The organism is Vampirovibrio sp. (genome assembly GCF_041737375.1).
Classification (GTDB): domain Bacteria; phylum Cyanobacteriota; class Vampirovibrionia; order Vampirovibrionales; family Vampirovibrionaceae; genus Vampirovibrio.
On sequence record NZ_JBGSRV010000020.1, the window covers coordinates 21,068 to 37,622 of the forward strand.

The 16,555-nt window shown below is 48.8% G+C and carries 12 protein-coding genes; 6 read left to right on the forward strand and 6 right to left on the reverse strand.

Annotated features, from left to right (window positions below):
* The first annotated feature begins 369 nt into the window (after positions 1-369).
* The 5 genes from ACEW81_RS13105 to ACEW81_RS13125 are packed head-to-tail and all read left to right on the forward strand — an operon-like array spanning position 370 to position 5,704.
* Positions 370-723, forward strand: a complete 354-nt coding sequence (locus ACEW81_RS13105) for a plasmid mobilization protein (RefSeq protein ID WP_373533446.1) — start codon at positions 370-372, stop codon at positions 721-723.
* Positions 720-2,681, forward strand: a complete 1,962-nt coding sequence (traI, locus tag ACEW81_RS13110) for a TraI/MobA(P) family conjugative relaxase (protein ID WP_373533447.1) — start codon at positions 720-722, stop codon at positions 2,679-2,681. The genes ACEW81_RS13105 and traI overlap by 4 nt, the downstream gene beginning before the upstream one ends.
* Positions 2,678-4,603: a type IV secretory system conjugative DNA transfer family protein gene (locus ACEW81_RS13115; RefSeq protein WP_373533448.1), complete on the forward strand. Its 1,926-nt coding sequence runs from the start codon at positions 2,678-2,680 to the stop codon at positions 4,601-4,603. Before traI ends, ACEW81_RS13115 begins: the two co-directional genes overlap by 4 nt.
* On the forward strand, positions 4,600-5,133 hold the full coding sequence (gene traF, locus ACEW81_RS13120) for a conjugative transfer signal peptidase TraF (protein WP_373533449.1): 534 nt from the start codon (positions 4,600-4,602) through the stop codon (positions 5,131-5,133). The genes ACEW81_RS13115 and traF overlap by 4 nt, the downstream gene beginning before the upstream one ends.
* Entirely contained in the window at positions 5,084-5,704 is a 621-nt protein-coding gene (locus ACEW81_RS13125; protein ID WP_373533450.1) for a PaaI family thioesterase, read from the forward strand. Before traF ends, ACEW81_RS13125 begins: the two co-directional genes overlap by 50 nt.
* 62 nt (positions 5,705-5,766) lie before the next feature.
* Here ACEW81_RS13125 and ACEW81_RS13130 read toward each other — a convergent pair whose 3' ends face one another.
* From ACEW81_RS13130 to ACEW81_RS13140, 3 genes are all read right to left on the reverse strand, one after another.
* Positions 5,767-6,114, reverse strand: coding sequence for a DUF3147 family protein (locus ACEW81_RS13130; RefSeq protein WP_373533451.1), 348 nt, complete (start codon positions 6,112-6,114; stop codon positions 5,767-5,769).
* Positions 6,115-6,264: 150 nt separating this feature from the next.
* Positions 6,265-8,634 carry a heavy metal translocating P-type ATPase gene (locus ACEW81_RS13135; RefSeq protein ID WP_373533452.1) on the reverse strand — a complete coding sequence of 790 codons (2,370 nt, stop codon included), beginning with the start codon at positions 8,632-8,634 and terminating at the stop codon, positions 6,265-6,267.
* A complete protein-coding gene (locus ACEW81_RS13140; protein WP_373533453.1) occupies positions 8,627-9,055 on the reverse strand; it encodes a heavy metal-responsive transcriptional regulator in 429 nt (142 codons plus the stop codon). The genes ACEW81_RS13135 and ACEW81_RS13140 overlap by 8 nt, the downstream gene beginning before the upstream one ends.
* Positions 9,056-9,445: 390 nt before the next feature.
* On the opposite strand from ACEW81_RS13140, the gene ACEW81_RS13145 reads away from it, so the two are divergent.
* Positions 9,446-9,574, forward strand: a complete 129-nt coding sequence (locus ACEW81_RS13145; protein WP_373533454.1) for a DUF305 domain-containing protein — start codon at positions 9,446-9,448, stop codon at positions 9,572-9,574.
* 16 nt (positions 9,575-9,590) lie between these two features.
* Here the strand turns inward: ACEW81_RS13145 and ACEW81_RS13150 are convergent, their stop codons facing one another.
* Genes ACEW81_RS13150 through ACEW81_RS13160 form a run of 3 tightly spaced genes read right to left on the reverse strand, consistent with a single transcriptional unit; the run spans position 9,591 to position 15,951 of the window.
* Positions 9,591-10,985 carry a TolC family protein gene (locus ACEW81_RS13150; protein ID WP_373533455.1) on the reverse strand — a complete coding sequence of 465 codons (1,395 nt, stop codon included), beginning with the start codon at positions 10,983-10,985 and terminating at the stop codon, positions 9,591-9,593.
* On the reverse strand, positions 10,982-14,224 hold the full coding sequence (locus ACEW81_RS13155) for an efflux RND transporter permease subunit (RefSeq protein WP_373533456.1): 3,243 nt from the start codon (positions 14,222-14,224) through the stop codon (positions 10,982-10,984). Before ACEW81_RS13155 ends, ACEW81_RS13150 begins: the two co-directional genes overlap by 4 nt.
* Complete coding sequence (locus ACEW81_RS13160; protein ID WP_373533457.1) at positions 14,224-15,951, reverse strand: efflux RND transporter periplasmic adaptor subunit; 1,728 nt, start codon at positions 15,949-15,951, stop codon at positions 14,224-14,226. The genes ACEW81_RS13155 and ACEW81_RS13160 overlap by 1 nt, the downstream gene beginning before the upstream one ends.
* Positions 15,952-16,555: the final 604 nt, after the last annotated feature.

Genomic DNA, 16,555 nt, shown 5'->3' on the forward strand with positions numbered 1-16,555 from the left:
CTCTTGACATGAAAAATCGAGTCACTGCTCGCGAAAGCATGCGAACGATAGCACGGGACTCATTCTTTTGACAAGTTTTGCATAGTTTGGCCTTCTTGAGAATGCAAAAGAACGCAAAACTCCGAAAAACTATGCAAAACAGTGCAATACAATGCAAACGTTGCATGAAAAAGGCCAGTGTGACATGAATATTGCATACTTTTGCACAGATTTTCGTAATAAAAAATGGCAGGACAGGTATTGTAGGCCTACAAGCACAGCTTGCATCCCTCCAATACAGAGAAAGCTTATTCGGGGGAACCCCTCAACGCACGTCCTGTTTGGCTACCGCCAAGTCATTCAAGTGGTTAAAATTCAAGGGGAAATCCAATGGCAGATCGGGAGATCCGGGATCGTCTGCATCCCATTAAAGTCTATGTTTCCGCCAGTGAGCGGGTGAAAATAGAACACCGGGCAAGCGCTGTCAAGTTGGCCCCTAGTACGTTCATGCGTTCTCTGGCCTTGGGCTTTGAACCTAAAAGTGCCTTTGATAAAGTCGCCATTACAACACTCATCAAACTTCATGCGGATCAGGGTCGATTGGGTGGCTTGCTTAAGCTTTGGCTGACGGAAAAGAAGGGGGACGGAACTGATGCCAGTAACGTGCGCTCTGTGCTCCAGCAAATCGAGTCGCTGCAACTAGAATTGGCTCATATTGTGATGACAGAGAAAAAGCGCTTATGATTTCCAAGCGAATTGACCGGAAACTGAAAACCTCCGATTTTGACCGCTTGGGCCGCTATGTGCTGGAAGCCAAGAACGATGCGGCCACCATTTTGTGGACACGTACCGCTGAATACGTGGTGGACTTAAAAGCAGAAACCGAAGGCGAGAAGGTGCTTTGGTATCGACTTTCCAATTGTGAGGCTGAAATTCCGGCAATGGCCATTGCCGAAGTGCTGATCACTCAGTCTCAAAATACACGTTCTCAAGCGGATAAAACCTATCATTGTGTGATTTCATTTCCTGAGGGTGAACAGCCCACCCGAACGCAACTCGAAGATATCGAAGACCAGGTGTGCGAAGCTTTGGGTTTTGAGGAACACCAGCGGATTAGCGCGGTGCATAAGGATACGGATAATATTCATCTTCATTTGGCCATCAACAAGGTGCATCCGGCTACATTTAAGCTCCATGAGCCTTATCGGGATTACTATATCCGGGATAAGACTTGCCGAGCGCTGGAACTTAAACACGGATTGACCGTGGATAACGGCATGGGCCAGGGACAACGCTACGGCAAAGCCCAAGTCTTGGAGGCCCATACTGGGGAGCAAACCTTACTGGGCTGGATTCAGACGGAAGCCAAACCAGCCTTGGTTCAAGCAGTACAAGAGGGGAAAGGCTGGGAGGCACTGCACCAAGTGATGGCCGAGCATGGCTTGATGATTAAACCGCGTGGCGCTGGTTTGGTCGTAACCCTGGCCGATGGGTCCATGGGGGTTAAAGCCAGTTCTGTTGATCAAAGTCTGTCCTTTAAAAGTTTGACTGAGCGCTTTGGGGTGTATGTTCCCCCTGAAAACGTTCAATCGCCTGTGACCAAACAGGAAAACCCTAAAATGACTTACCAGAAAGGGCCAAAGCAGACGGATGAAGCAGCGCAAGAACTTTATACGAATTTTCAATCTCAAAAACAATCGGCTTGGCTGGCCAAAAGCCAACTCAAAGAACGCCTGGCAACTGAGAAAGAACGATTTGCCCAGCATTTAAAAGTCTGGCATGCTCAGGAACGATTGAAAATTAAGCAATCCAGCCTGACTTCACAAGCCAAACGGCTGGCCTACCAGCAATTGGCGCAAAATCGCCAATCGGCATTGCAAGCGCAGCGCGAAACAGTAAAACGCCAAAAACAGAATTTGAAAGCCTTGCAACCCGCACCGACATGGCAAGAATTCCTGATTCAGGAAGCGGAACAAGGAAGTAGCAAGGCGCTTGAGCTACTACGCCATCGGAAAGCCAAGCAAGATAACTTTGAAAAGGCCTTATTAACTGCGGATGACCTGACGCAAGCCAAGCAACTTATCTATCAGGATTTGAAGCCCTTCATTCGTAAAAACGGCGACTTGATATACCAAGTCCAAGACGGGGGTTCTGTGACCGATGAGAAGCAATGGGTATCGGTCAGCACTGTAACCATGGGTTCCACCATTTTGGCCCTCACAATGGCCGCTGAGCGCTTTCAAAATCAGCCCCTGGATGTGCAAGGCAGCCCTGAATTCAAACGGCAAATTGTGCAGCTGGCCGCTCAACACAAAATGGCGGTGAGCTTCAAAGATGAAGGGCTGGAGCAAGAGCGTCTACAACTCATTCAGGCGCAACAAGCATCTCTGCGACCAGAAAGCTCTAATTCACACGCTTTGCAGGCCTATATCACCGAGCGAAACCGGATGCGGGAACGGGTGAACGATCTGAAACCCCATCGGGCTTGGATGGCTCAAGATGCAGGTACTGTAAGCTATCAGGGGCGGCGTACTTTAACGGATGGCTCTGAAGTTGTGCTACTTGAAACCCAAGAAGCCCTGTTGGTTAAACCCGTTCAGCGATCAGAGGACTTTAAGAAAATTGCTGTGGGGCAGACGGTTCAATTGGATGAGAAAGGCCAATGGCAGTATTCAGGCCAGCTGAAAGGACGAGGGCGATGAGCAAAGCTAAACCACAGACTCAAACTTCGCTGGATTTGACGATTATGGCCTTGGTCATGATTTTGGCCAGCACGGGAGCCACGCAATTTGTGGCCGAGCGATTCCACTATAATCCAGCTTTGGGGAATCCCTGGTTTGAGCGTTTTTATGCCCCGTGGAATTGGCTGGTTTGGCAGAACCAGTTTGCCACCAGTGGGCCTCAAACGTTTTCAGTGGTTAATGTATTCCTGCTGTTAACGCTGGGAATCACTGTCTTTTCGTACTTTACGCTGTTGACTCTTCGGGCACGGAATCCTCAAGGCCACCAAGACGTACATGGCACTGCCCATTTTGCCATCCAAGCAGAAATTGAAGACACGGGTCTACTGCCAAACCCACAGGAGCCTAATGCCGGGGTTTATGTGGGCGGTTGGACGGATCAGAAAAAACGACTGCATTATCTGCGCCACAATGGCCCGGAACATATTGCAGCCATTGCTCCCACGCGCTCTGGGAAGGGCGTAGGCCTGGTTGTTCCCACCTTACTGACTTGGCCGCATTCGGTAGTGGTCAATGACATGAAGGCGGAACTATGGAATCTAACGGCGGGCTACCGAAAACATCAGTTGAACGGCACGGTGTTGAAGTTTGACCCCGCTTCCGAAATCGGCAGTTGTGCCTTTAACCCGTTGGATGAAGTGCGCCTCGGCGTGACCGAAGTGGGCGATGTGCAGAACCTAGCCAACATCATTGTCGATCCCGATGGAAAAGGCCTAGTGGATCACTGGGCCAAGACTGCGCATGCGTTTTTAACCGGCCTAATCTTGCATTTGATTTACCAGACCGGCAAAAAAGCCAGCTTATCCGATGTGGCCTATGCCATCTCAGATCCCACCCGCCCAATTGATGCCCTGTATGAGGAGATGGTGAGTAACCGACACAGTAGCCAAACCGCCCGGCAAGTGGTGGCTTCAGCGGGACAAGATATGCTGAATCGGCCAGAGCAAGAACGGGGTTCGGTGCTTTCTTCCGCTCAGGCTTTTTTGACCATTTACCGGGATCCATTGGTCGCCAAGAATATCAGCCGCAGTGATTTTTCTATCCATGACCTGATGCATCAAAAGCATCCGGTTTCACTTTACCTGGTGGTTCGCCCGGCAGACAAAGATCGATTGAAGCCCCTAATGCGCCTGATCCTGAACCAGATTGTGCGCGTTTTGACCCGAGATGAGCAAAAATTTGAAGGCGGCCAGCCCGCCAAATCCTATGAACAGCGTCTGCTGTTAATGCTGGATGAGTTCCCCACCTTTGGCCGTCTGGAAGTGTTTCAGGAAGCCTTGGCATTCATTGCAGGGTATGGCATGAAAGCCTATCTCATCATGCAGGATATCGCCCAACTGCAAGCCGCATACGGGCAAAATGAAAGCATTCTTGCCAACTGTCATATTCGGGTGGCCTATGCACCCAATAACGTGCTGACGGCAGAATGGTTATCCAAGCTGTTGGGGCAAGCAACCGTGGTCAAAGAGGACTATACCAGTTCGGGAAAACGCTCAGGTGGAATGCTGGGTCAAGTCAGCCGTTCGTTTCACTCTCTGGGCCGCCCATTGATGACACCAGATGAAGTTATGCGTTTAAAAGCGCCTAGAAAAGACCGGCTGGGCAATATTGAAAATCCTGGAGAAATGCTGATTTTTGCGGCAGGCCACGCGCCAATTCAGGGGACTCAAATTCTGTATTTCCGCGATCCCTGGTTTAAAGAGGCTGCCAAAATTGCGCCACCCAAACAGTCAGATACAATCTTGGAGGCAAAGCAAATCAGGCTTAAACATACGGGCAACTTGACGTCTTCAAGTGGCAGCTCTACAAGCTCTGGTATCAAGCAGCGGGTGCAGCCTGTGAGATTGGAGAGGATCCAGCAACCTCCAACCCAAGCCCGATGAAATCGCTATTGATTCGGTATTTTAGTGGGGTTGCCCTGATTGGGAGCCTGTTATGGGTGTTTTATGCCCAAGGCTATCGGATTATTACTACACCATCCGTCCCCCCAGGCATTTGGAAGATAGAACCCATCCATGGTCCTATTCGGCGTGGACAGTTTGTCTGGCTTTGTCCGCGGGATACGCCCTTCTTTCGAATGGCCAAACAGCGAGGTTACATTCCTGATGGAGATTGCCCTGGCGGCTCTATGCACCTTATGAAGCCAGTGGCTGCTGTTGCAGGCGATGTCGTTTCGGTGACATCACAAGGGGTTGCTGTGAATGGAAACTGGCTATTGAATAGCCAGTCCTTGCCCCAGGATAGAAGAAACTTTCCATTACCTCAGTTAGTTCACAAAACATACATCGTGCAAACTGGTAGTGTTTGGTTAGTATCAACTTACCATCCTGAAAGCTTTGATAGTCGTTATTTTGGACCCATTCATGCTGGCCAAATTGAAGCGATTGCCAAACCTGTTTTTGTACTACATTAATGTCTATAATCAAATGGAGAGAAGCATTGTGACTATCACAGAACCCGAAGCCTACCCAATGACTAGCCAGAATCGCCAACCAGCGTCGCGCTTTTGCTTTGTCTGTGGTCGAGAAAATGCGAATGGTTTACAAATGAATTTCTTCAGTGACCAGCACAAGGTTTGGGCTGAATTTACGCCGCAGGATCACCACCAAAGCTGGCCGGGCATCGTGCATGGGGGAATTTTATCCACGGTGCTGGATGAAACCATTGGGCGGGTGGCCTTTCTTTATGACAAATGGGTTCAGACCGGCAAACTGGAATTGAAATTTCGGAAACCTGCGCCTCTTGGAGAAGCGTTATGGGTAGAAGCAGAATTGATTCGAGATGCCGGGCGGGCTATGGAGATGAAAGGCCTTATTAAGCTGAAACGCACGAACGAAGTGTTGGTGGAGGCATCAGGTCTGTTTATCCGCATCCCGGAACAAGAAAAACAGAAACTATTGGCCAGCCTGGGAGAAGAATTTTCCGACTGGGAGAACTGGTTTGCCCAAACGAGGCAATCCGTGACTCAGTCATCGCTTTTATAAGACTTATTCTCAATTCTGTTTAGCAAAACTATACTGCTTGCCTGAAGGTATTTGCAAAATGGTTAAAGCTTAATCCCCAATTTTCCGTAAATCAAAGAGGCCAGATAATAAATTAGACTAGTTATCAGGCAGGATACAGTGAGTGCTAAATAAAAAGGTATGTGTTTTTTGAGTAAAATGGGCAGCAGCAAAAACAAAGATAATGAAGGAATAACCATCCAAAAAATGCTTGTAGAGAGTGACGCTACCTTTTCAATGCTCTTGGTATCACTATATAACCAGATTAGGGCAAGTACAGAGACCAGAGGCAAAGAGGCTAGTAATGCACCCAACCAGCTATTGCGCTTAGAAACTTCAGAAACGGCCACAATAATTAATGCTGACAGTGATGTTTTGATCAGATACTGCATTAAGTTTTTGTCCATAATAAATTTCGACTTTCAACTCAGCCAGGAATCACTTTTAACCCTATCCTAGTAAAAAAATAGAGTTAAAAGACAAAGTGGCCAGTATGTCTGTATTTCGCATTTAATTATGCCAGAAAACAGAGTCTGCAGAGGCTAGATTTTAATAGTCCTTAAACGCAAAGCATTACCAATCACGGAAACGGAACTCAGGCTCATGGCCGCTGCAGCCACCATAGGGCTTAGTAACATGCCCGTAAATGGGTATAGCAATCCTGCTGCAATGGGAACACCTAACAGATTATAAACAAAAGCAAAGAACAGGTTTAGGCGAATATTGTGCATGGTCGCGCGGCTCAGCCGGATTGCCTTAATCACCCCTCTTAAATCGCCCTTGACCAGAGTGACGCTAGCGCTTTCCATGGCCACATCCGTGCCAGTGCCCATCGCAATTCCTACGTGTGCTTGAGCCAATGCGGGGGCGTCATTAATTCCATCTCCTGCCATTGCAACAACTCGTCCTTCCGATTGCAGGCGCTTGATAATCTCATGCTTCTGCTCGGGCAGCACCTCTGCCTCCACCTGGTTCAAGCCCAGTGCTTTAGCCACTGCTTCAGCCGTTTTCTGGTTGTCGCCAGTCACCATAATGATCTGGATGCCTTCCCTCTGAAGTTGCTGAATGGCCTCCGGTGTCGAAGCCTTAATGGGATCGGCCACCGAAACCAGACCTGCCAAATGATCATTTATGGTTACATACATCACAGTGTGTCCTTGTTGGCGCATTTCATTGGCCTGTTTTTCAAGCGTTTCCAAGGAAAGGGATAACATCATCCGCTGATTGCCCACCTTTACGGCTTTTCCCTGAATCTGGCCCATGACCCCTTGTCCAGTAATTGATTGAAAGTTTTCAATAGGCAACAAGGACAAGTTACTGGTCTTTGCCCCTTGTACAATCGCTTCTGCCAGCGGATGTTCACTGCCCTGCTCTAAAGAAGCCGTCAGGCGTAGGAGATCCAGCTCACTTAAATTGGGTGATATACTGATTACTTGAGCCAGCTTAGGCTTACCCTCAGTCAGAGTGCCGGTTTTGTCTACTACCAAGGTGTTGACCTTCTCCAGGGTTTCCAGCGCTTCGGCATTTTTAATCAACACCCCTTCTGACGCGCCCCGGCCGGTTCCCACCATAATGGACATCGGCGTGGCCAAACCCAAGGCACAGGGACAGGCAATAATCAAAACGGCGACCGCATTCACCAATGCATAGGCAAAACGAGGTTCTGGACCTACCGTGGCCCAAATGAAAAAAGTTGCAATTGCCACCAGTAATACCAAGGGCACAAACCAGCCCGCCACCGTATCTGCCAGCCGTTGAATTGGCGCACGGCTCCGCTGGGCTTCTGAAACCATTTGCACAATTTGAGACAAAAGCGTGTCTTTTCCCACCCGCTCGGCTTGCATCACCAAACTGCCCGTACCGTTGACTGTTCCGCCCGTAACCTGATCTCCGGGCATTTTTTCCACGGGAAGCGGTTCTCCAGTAATCATAGATTCATCGATATTGCTTTGACCGTCAATCACTCGCCCATCCACTGGTACTTTTTCTCCCGGACGGATCCGAAGATGATTGCCAAGTTGAACCGATTCCAATGCAATATCAAATTCGTGACCTTGCTCATCAATCAAACGGGCCGTTTTTGGGGCCAGCCCCAATAATTGCTTAATGGCCCCGCTGGTTTGCTCTCGGGCCTTGAGTTCCAGTACTTGCCCCAATAATACCAATGCGGTGATGGCAGCAGCCGCTTCAAAATACACCCCGACCATGCCGTGAACGTCCTTAAACGAAGCAGGAAAAATTTCAGGGACAACCGTCGCCACAACACTGAACAGGTAAGCCACGCCTGTGCCAATCGCAATCAGGGTAAACATGTTCAAGTGTCGATTCCGAATTGACATCCCACCCCGCTGAAAAAAAGGCCAGCCTCCCCAAAGTACCACTGGAGTAGTTAGGGCCAGTTCAATCCATTGGCTTGTTTGCATTGAAAGCCACTCAGGAAATTGCAGATTCGGCAGATGTTTTATCATTGCGAAAAGAACCACAATGGCGGCCAGAATGCTGCTGTACTTGAAGCGATACCCCATCTGTGCCAATTCGGGATCTTCCGGATTTTCCAGGCTGATGATCATCGGCTCTAAGGCCATACCGCAAAGGGCACAGGTACCAGGTCCTTGCTGCTGAATTTCAGGGTGCATGGGGCAGGTGAACAGGTTAGTTTTATCGTCGGCAGATAAAACCGGATGGGATGTCGGTTCGCTTTTAGACAACGCTTGCTTGGGATTGGCCTCAAATTTGCTATGGCAATGTTGACTACAAAAATAAAATGTTTCACCCTGGTAAGTGGATTTCAGCTCTGTTGTTTCGGGATTGACCGTCATTCCACAGATGGGATCTACTTTACTTAATGCGACCTCTTTGACTTCCTTGTCGTGAGAAGCGCTGCAGCAGTGATGTTCTTGCTGTTTAGTCATACTTTGTCCCCCTTTCGTTTAATTCCTGGTCTAGAGCCTCTAAAATTGGGCATTCTGTAGCCGGGCCACTTCCATTACAGGATTCTGTGATGCGCTCAAGCGCTAATTTCATGGCGTGCAACGCCTGAATTTTTTGTTCAATCTCTTGAATCTTCTGCTGTGCACGATAGCGAATGTTCGCTGCTGTGGTTTCTGGATCTACCCGTAGGACCAATAATTCTCTGATTTCCGGCAGAGAAAAGCCCAGGCTTTGCGCGCGCTTGATAAACCGTAGGCGTTTTACTGTATCTGCCGGGTATTGGCGATAACCAGCCTGGCTTCTGGGTGGTTCAGCAATCAGCGCTTCTTTTTCATAGAATCGAACCGCTTCAATTGTTATCTTGGCCGCATCGGCAACCTGTTTCCTGGACAATGGCTTCATCTTGAATTGACCTTTTTCCTACCCTGTTATCCTAAACCCTGTATTATAGTACAGGGTCAACCCTATGCGCTTAAATAGCCTTCCGGTGCAGTAGCCGCACGTTAGGGTAATAGTTTTTCTGGCTTTAGTGAATAAAATGCCAAGCAGAATAGAGGGGAGGAGTCTGTTTTGAAAAAAAATGTTGACTTCCATTTTAAGCATAAGCCTATTGACTGCATTGCTACTTTTGAGTGCTAACAAGATAGAAGCGCAAATGCATGCAAATGATTCACAACATATGAATAATATGCAATGCCAACACCATATGATGCAAAGCTTGGGAGCAGCCGATAAAAACTATGATCTCGCTTTATAAACGCCATGATTTCACATCATGAAGGGGCAGTCACAATGGCTAAAGATGCCCAGCAAAAAGCCCAGCATGCTGAAATAAAAACCATGGCTCAAAGTATTATTGATAGCCAAGAGAAGGAAATCAGTCAATTAAAGGCATGGCGTAAAGCCTGGTATAACCAGTAAGTGTAATGGCCTACGATTACACTTCACCAGTGGCTTTTAACAACTTGGCTTTGGCCCACTCATAGGAGTAGTATGCAGTGGCTTGGTTTAAACCTGCTTCGCGCCATTTTAAAGCGGCGTCTTGCACTTCCACCTGAATGGAACGCCCAACTTCCGCCCGTTTCTGGATGAGTCGAAAATCTTCCTGAGACTGAACAATGGCCGCCTCCGATAGTTTAATATTCTGTTCGGCAAAGTTTAGGTCATTCCAAGCCTGTGCCACCTGCTTTCCAATCTCTAACTGCTGTGCTCTCAATTCCTGTTTGGCTTTTTGGAGCCGGGCGTTCGCTTCGGAGATTTCACTGAGCCGATTCTTATCAAATACGGGCATGGAGGCATTCAGCATACCAATGACCCCATTGGCCATCATAGGGGCTTCTGTCGGGAAACGAAGGTTACCCGTGACTTGGCCGTACACTTGAGGTAATAGTGCTGCTTTGGCTACACGTACCTGTGCCTCAGCCTCCCGAACCGCGGCTTCGCTTTTCAAGACCGCTGGATGCCTGGCAGTTGCTAATTGAATCAGTTCAGGCAATTGATCCCCTGACCAAGCCTGCACTTTTAATGGCGCGGATAAGGATACATTCGATCCTAAATCTACACCCATGGCGGCTTTCAAATCCAGTAATTGATTATTTAACCCCGCATGCTCTTCATTCAGCAAACGTTGAGCAGCGGCCAATTCGGTCTGTATTCGCAAAACATCCGCTTTCAAACCACGCCCCACTTTAAAACGACTTTCCGCATTTTGAAGTAGGGCCTGCTGCACCACAATATGCTCCTGATGAATCAGATGCTCGGCCATAGAAAGTTGTGCTTTTAAATAGGCTTCACGAACCTGAAACGCCATCTCGACTGCCGCCAATCGGGCTTCCGCTTCCGCCCCGTTTAATAGGGAACGGGTGGCTCGAATTCCGGCTGTAATGGCTCCACCCGTGAATAGAGGTAATTTAGCCGTGGCGTTTAAATCCTGAAAGACCGTAGCGTCAACTGTGTTCATCATCATGTCAGGGGTCATCAGGGTTTGGCTGTTACCTGCCCGAATGAAGGTTAGCGCCCCCACGCTTAAAATCGGCCAGCGTTTGGCTTGCGCTCGTTGCAGGATCGAGCGTTGGATCGTGGTTTCAGCTTGGGCCACTCCTATTTGAACATTGTTTTTCAATCCCAAATCAATGGCTTCCTGCATGGACACTTGCTGATCCACCACTGGAAAACCAGACAACAAGCCTTTGGGTAATACCAGATGAACATGCTCCAACGGTGCGGTTTGAAGTGACGGAGCACTATGATCATGTACCTGGGCCAAAGCGAGCGGAGCGGGAAATGTCATGGCTATTACCATGGCAAAAGCTACCAATGAAACTGTTTTCATGAGGCGGGTCCTTCCGTTGAACGCTTAGATTGCCCTTTCTTCGATTGCCATTTGCGGATGCGCTCTAATGTTTCATCGCTCAAGCTATGCATCACGGGAATGACCAGCAAGCTGAGTAAGGTGCCTGCAATCAAGCCCCACACGATAACCGTGCCCAGAGGAGAATAAGCATCGATACCCGTTTTGGGCGCAATAGAAACGGGCAACATGACCACAATAGTAATAATCGATGTCATTAAAATGGGCCGTAACCGTTCTACTGCCCCTTTCTCAATCGATTCCGCCTCGGACATCCCGGCCTTCCGGTGCTGATTCATCAGGTCAATCATCAAAATGGCTGTAGTAATATCCATACCAGTGAGAATGATGACCGCCATAATCGATACCGTAGAAAAAGCTTGGCCCATAATGGCCAAGCCAATTAATACGCCGGTGAGTTCCAAAGGCAGGGATAAAATCATCTGGAATGGTTGTAAAAGTCCCCGGAACTGGGCAACAAGCACCAGTAGGATCATTAGAATCGCCAAGCCCAGACCGCTTAAAAGCCGCTTGAAACTATCCGTCATCTGGGTCATATCACCGCGAACCTCAATGCTATAGCCGGGTGGCCAGTTCAACTCGGACACCGATTTTTGCAGTACATCCATGGTCAAGTCCATGCTGGGAGGACCATCAGGCCGATAAAATCCCAGCACGCTGATAACTCGGCGCATCCCGTCATGTGTAATTACGGTGGGTGTTGGATGTTCCACAATGCTGGCCAATGATTTGACCGGCACCGATTGTCCTTGGGCGTTGGTGAGATAGGCCTGCTCTAAATCTTGCCCGTTGTTTCGTCGTTGCTCACCCGCATAGCGCAAGAGAATGGTATTTTGCCTGAGATTCGGCAAACGGAAGTATTCCGTTGTGAATCCGCCGCGCAATGCATAATAAAGTTGATCTGAAATCATCTGCGGGCTAAGACCAAAGGATTGAGCCTTTTTCTGATCAATATCCAACTGTTTGGTGGGCAAGCCCAGTGTCCAGTCAGTCGATACTTGAACCAGCCCCGGCGTTTTACTGGCAATGTCGGCCACTTGCTGACCCAGTTGGTCTAACATTGCCAGATCTGGCCCGGTAATCAAGATGGAAATGGGGGCTTGAGAGGAAGCCATGACATCGGATCCCATTTCCTTGATTTGAAACCGGCGGATTTCAGAGGGATATTTCTTCATCGCTTCCCGTTGCACCTGATCAATTACCTGCCAGATGGAACGATGGCGTTCTCCTTTGTCGCTCAACGTAATCATCATAGACGCCCCGTTGGTTTGCCCCATGGAGTATCCGGTAAAATAAACGGCCCCAGTGCCTGAAAAGACTGGCCCCGATTCCGCCCCTAGTTCCGTAGAGACTTTTTGCACTTCCGGCTGTCGGGCCAGCATTTTTTCCACGTCGGTCACTATCTGCTCAGTTCTGGAAAACGTGGTGCCGGGTTTGGTTTCAAGCACACCATAGGCTTGTCCCACATCGGCCAGTGGCATCATTTCACTGCCAATGAAATTGTAGAATCCAAAACCCACAATGATGGTCGCCACGGCAAAAGCCACCACCAGAAAACGATTGGCCAACGACCATCGCACCAGGCTGCCGTAATGGGTTTCCGTCCTGTCTAAAAAGCGCTGGAAGGGATCCAATACTTTTCGGTAGAACCAAGGCCTTTGGCTGGCGGATTGCGCTTCGTGGGGTTTCAGGAACTTGGCAGCCAGCAGAGCGGTCAAAGTTAACGATACAATAAAGGAGGCAAGCAGGCCCAAGATAATGGGCCAGACCAAGCCCACAAACATTTGCTGGACAATGCCACCGGTAAACAGTAACGGCATTAGGGCCAACACCAGCATCAAGGTGGAGGCGGCCACCGCCAAGCGAACTTCCGTAATGCCGTCGACTGTTGCAGCAACAGGATCTTTGCCCAGTCGTAAATGTTTTTCCACCGCGTGAATATCAATAATGGAATCGTCCACCAGCCGCCCAATGGAAAGTAGCAGACCGATTAAGGTGGAGCTGTTTAAGGTCAAGCCCAGGGCTAGCATGCCCAATATCGCCATTGCCAGTGAAACTGGAATGGTGATTAAGGAAATCAATGTTGCCCGCCAATCGCCCAGAAAGAAAAAGACGGCAATACCGGTTAGCAGGATGGCAATCCCAAGCTCTTCCACCATGTTTTCCATCAACACATTCACGAAATGCGCGTTGTCATAGGCCACTTCAAAATGAATACCCGGATGTTGTTCTTCTATCTCCTTGAGTAACTTTTGCGTATCCTGAATCACTTGGGGAGAACTGGCTTCCGGGTTTTGCAGGATGTTGACCGAGATGGCTTCCTGAATTTTTCCTTGGCTCACATAATGATAAGCACTACGGGGCTCAGCTACCGTATCCAGCACCTGCCCGATGTCCGCCACTGTTACCACCTGACCTTCCGGCATGGCTTTAATCGGGATTTGCCGTAAATCGCTTGCTTCGTGCGCCAAAGTATTAACACGCACAGTCGTTTCCTGATTGCCGCTGGTCAAGGTGCCCGCTGGGCGCGCTACGTTATATTCATCCAGCGCCGTACGAACATCTAGTATGGATAAGCCATAGGCTGCCAGCTTGTTGCGATCCACAATGACCTGCATTTGGCGCTTTGCACCACCGTAGGTACTAACCGTGTACACATTGGGCACGGCCTTAAGTCGGTTAATGACCTCATTATCGGCCAATTGTCGCAAGCGAGCCTTGTCCCAGCGCTGATCGCCAGTTAGGCTAACTGTGAGTACCGGTATGTTCAGGGGATCTATGGGCAACACCCAAGAGGGTTTCAGGTTTGCCCCAGTGACTGGCAAATCGGCCTGCACCACATTGGTCAAAGTCTGTACATCGACCAGGGCTTTTTGCATGTTTGTGCCGTAAGGAAATTCCAGAGAAACAATGGAAAAGCCTTCTTGAGAAGTGGAACGAATAAAACGCACATTGCGAATAGCCGTCATCCGCTCTTCAACAGGTTTGGCGATATAGGTTTCCATTTCCTCTGCCGATAAACCCGGCATCATGGAAACAATACCAATCATAGGGCTTTCCACATAAGGCATCATTCGGCGGGGGAGGTAATCCTTGATTGCCATTACGCTTAAAATCAGCATGGCCGCAAAAAACGCCAGGATGACATAGGGATGACGAATTGACCACTGGGAAATATTGAAGGGTGAATGGGCTTGCATCAGTCAGCCACCTCAATTTCAACGGAGAACTTTTCAAGCACTTGGGAACCGTCTTTCACGGTTAGGATGACTTGCCAGAGACCGCCCATCATCCAATCCACCTGTACTTTAAAGCGGCCATTGCCTACTTTCTGCACAATAGGTTTGGGGACTGGCATTTTGGCCATAGAGGGCATCAAGGTTGTTACCTCAAGACCCAGATTATTGAGCGGCATACTCATACCCGGCCCGGAAGCCAGATCAACCATTAGCGTGTTGGTTCCGGATTTGGGCGGTTTGCTTTGCGTAGCAATGGTCGCCAGGTACATCCCTACGGATTTTTTAATTTGGTACTGATTATGTGGGGAAAGCCGATTGCCACTACTCACTTTAGGTAGAGCTTTCAGGCCGTTTGGCCCATAGTCACCCTGGGCAACCAAAGCGCCTTCAATTAAATCCCGATGACCTTGGACAATAACCGCTTCCCCTTTCTTAAGGCCGTCCACAACCGCAATGCTTGACCCATTCCTATCCCCAGTAGTTACGTATTGCAGATGTGCTTTGCCGTTGCGAACCACCCAGACCGCCTGTTGTTGATTACGATCCACCAGAGCAGCCATAGGAACGGTTAGTTGGGATGAAGCCTGCCCAGTATGGATGCTAACGCTCACGAAATCCCCCGGTAAAAATTGCGCCTGCTGGTTGGGAATGATCGCTTCTACTACCGTTGTCCGGGTTTGCAAATCTGTTCGAGGAAAAATAGCACTAACCTTCCCAGTAATGGGTTTTTTGGCTGTCGATTTTTGATTCTGAATGGTGATCAGTGCCCCAATACGAACCTGACCCAGATCACTTTCGGCCACGTTGGCCTGAATACGAATCGGGTTGATTTGAGCCACTTGCAAGATACTCATGCCAGGACTCACCAGCGTACCAGGGCTAATCATCCGCTGGGTAACCACACCAGAAATTGGGGAAACAATTCGACTATAGCCCCGGATAATGGACTGGGTCTGCAGGGCGGCCTTGGCTTGGGCGCTTTGGGCGCGTTGGGCGTTGCTTTGATATTGACTGACGCTCACTCCCCGTTCGGCATCTTTTAATTCTGCGAGCGCTTGCTGGTATTCCGATTGGGCGGTTATAAAATCAGACTCGTCCTTTTGGGCTTCTTCCTGGGTAATGACCGCTTCTTTAACCAGTGCCTGAGAACGCTTGTTTTGTTCTTGTCGATATTGCAAATTGGCCTTGGCCGCCTGAATAGACTTTTGGACACGTTGCATCTGAGCTGAGGCCTGTCCCTGTTGGCTGAGTGAAGCATAATACTGTTGGGTCGCTGCTGCTTGACCCCATTGGGATTCCCGAACCTTGGAAGTCAATTCCCGAGTATCCAGTTGAGCCAAGAGCTGACCCGCTTTGACCCTGTCGCCCGGATAGACCGGCATGGCCACAATGTGGCCTTCCACACGAGGATATATGGCAATGTCATTATATGCGACAGCACTGCCAGTATATGTCACGCTGCCGGAAAACAATTCTGAGTTAACCAGTACCGTTTGCACCGGCATGGCCCCAACCGGCGGTTGTACCGTCATATCCATTGCCTGGGATTCAATCACACCCATGTGATTTGGTTTCTGATAGGTTTTAACAGTCCATTGCACCAGCAGGTAAAGTAAAACCAGAGCAAAAATAGTTATCAAAGGCTTGCCAAAGCGAAAACGAGAATCATTGTTTCTAGAAGGCATCATTGGGCCTCCCTTGAGAGATATTTAGGAAAAAAAACAAGTTCAAAACAGAAAATAGCATGAAAAAAAGCTCCATTTAAAAACAACATACAAGCAAAGCCTAATCAGGCATTGACACGTGAAGCCGTTTTAAAGGAGCCAACTATTTTTTTGCTGATATAACCGGGACTGGTCAGGATAAAACTGCCAGTACAACCAGATTGGCTTGTCCGAATCGCTGGATTGTAAGCAGCGAAATGGTTGTGGATTCAGGGTAGATACGACCAATAATTTAAGGGTTTGAGATGGATACGCCTCATTGACCGAGGCTTGATTATCATGGGGCTCGCAAAAGCAAGATTGTGCTTTGGAGGAAAAAGACTTGACCGGCTTGATTACTTTAAAAACATGGTGATGGCAGCAAGCGTGCTTCTCTTGCACGGTCTTCTTTAGACAGCAATCCAAATTCTTGGCAGAAAAAGCCGTCAATCCCTGGCCCACAATCAGGATCAGGACAACCATTGTTGTGATTAGAAAACGAAATGTCTGGCGCATATTAGATTCTATAACATAATCTGCTTCATTTTGCCTCACTCCATTTGACAATTCTGGCAGAGTTTAGAAAAGG

Excerpts from the sequence above, each read along its gene's own strand:
- ACEW81_RS13105 (WP_373533446.1), top strand. The coding sequence starts at position 370 with ATGGCAGATCGGGAGATCCGGGATCGTCTGCATCCCATTAAAGTCTAT.
- traI (WP_373533447.1), top strand. The coding sequence starts at position 720 with ATGATTTCCAAGCGAATTGACCGGAAACTGAAAACCTCCGATTTTGAC.
- ACEW81_RS13115 (WP_373533448.1), top strand. The coding sequence starts at position 2,678 with ATGAGCAAAGCTAAACCACAGACTCAAACTTCGCTGGATTTGACGATT.
- traF (WP_373533449.1), top strand. The coding sequence starts at position 4,600 with ATGAAATCGCTATTGATTCGGTATTTTAGTGGGGTTGCCCTGATTGGG.
- ACEW81_RS13125 (WP_373533450.1), top strand. The coding sequence starts at position 5,084 with ATGCTGGCCAAATTGAAGCGATTGCCAAACCTGTTTTTGTACTACATT.
- ACEW81_RS13130 (WP_373533451.1), bottom strand. The coding sequence starts at position 6,114 with ATGCAGTATCTGATCAAAACATCACTGTCAGCATTAATTATTGTGGCC.
- ACEW81_RS13135 (WP_373533452.1), bottom strand. The coding sequence starts at position 8,634 with ATGACTAAACAGCAAGAACATCACTGCTGCAGCGCTTCTCACGACAAG.
- ACEW81_RS13140 (WP_373533453.1), bottom strand. The coding sequence starts at position 9,055 with ATGAAGCCATTGTCCAGGAAACAGGTTGCCGATGCGGCCAAGATAACA.
- ACEW81_RS13145 (WP_373533454.1), top strand. The coding sequence starts at position 9,446 with ATGGCTAAAGATGCCCAGCAAAAAGCCCAGCATGCTGAAATAAAAACC.
- ACEW81_RS13150 (WP_373533455.1), bottom strand. The coding sequence starts at position 10,985 with ATGAAAACAGTTTCATTGGTAGCTTTTGCCATGGTAATAGCCATGACA.
- ACEW81_RS13155 (WP_373533456.1), bottom strand. The coding sequence starts at position 14,224 with ATGCAAGCCCATTCACCCTTCAATATTTCCCAGTGGTCAATTCGTCAT.
- ACEW81_RS13160 (WP_373533457.1), bottom strand. The coding sequence starts at position 15,951 with ATGATGCCTTCTAGAAACAATGATTCTCGTTTTCGCTTTGGCAAGCCT.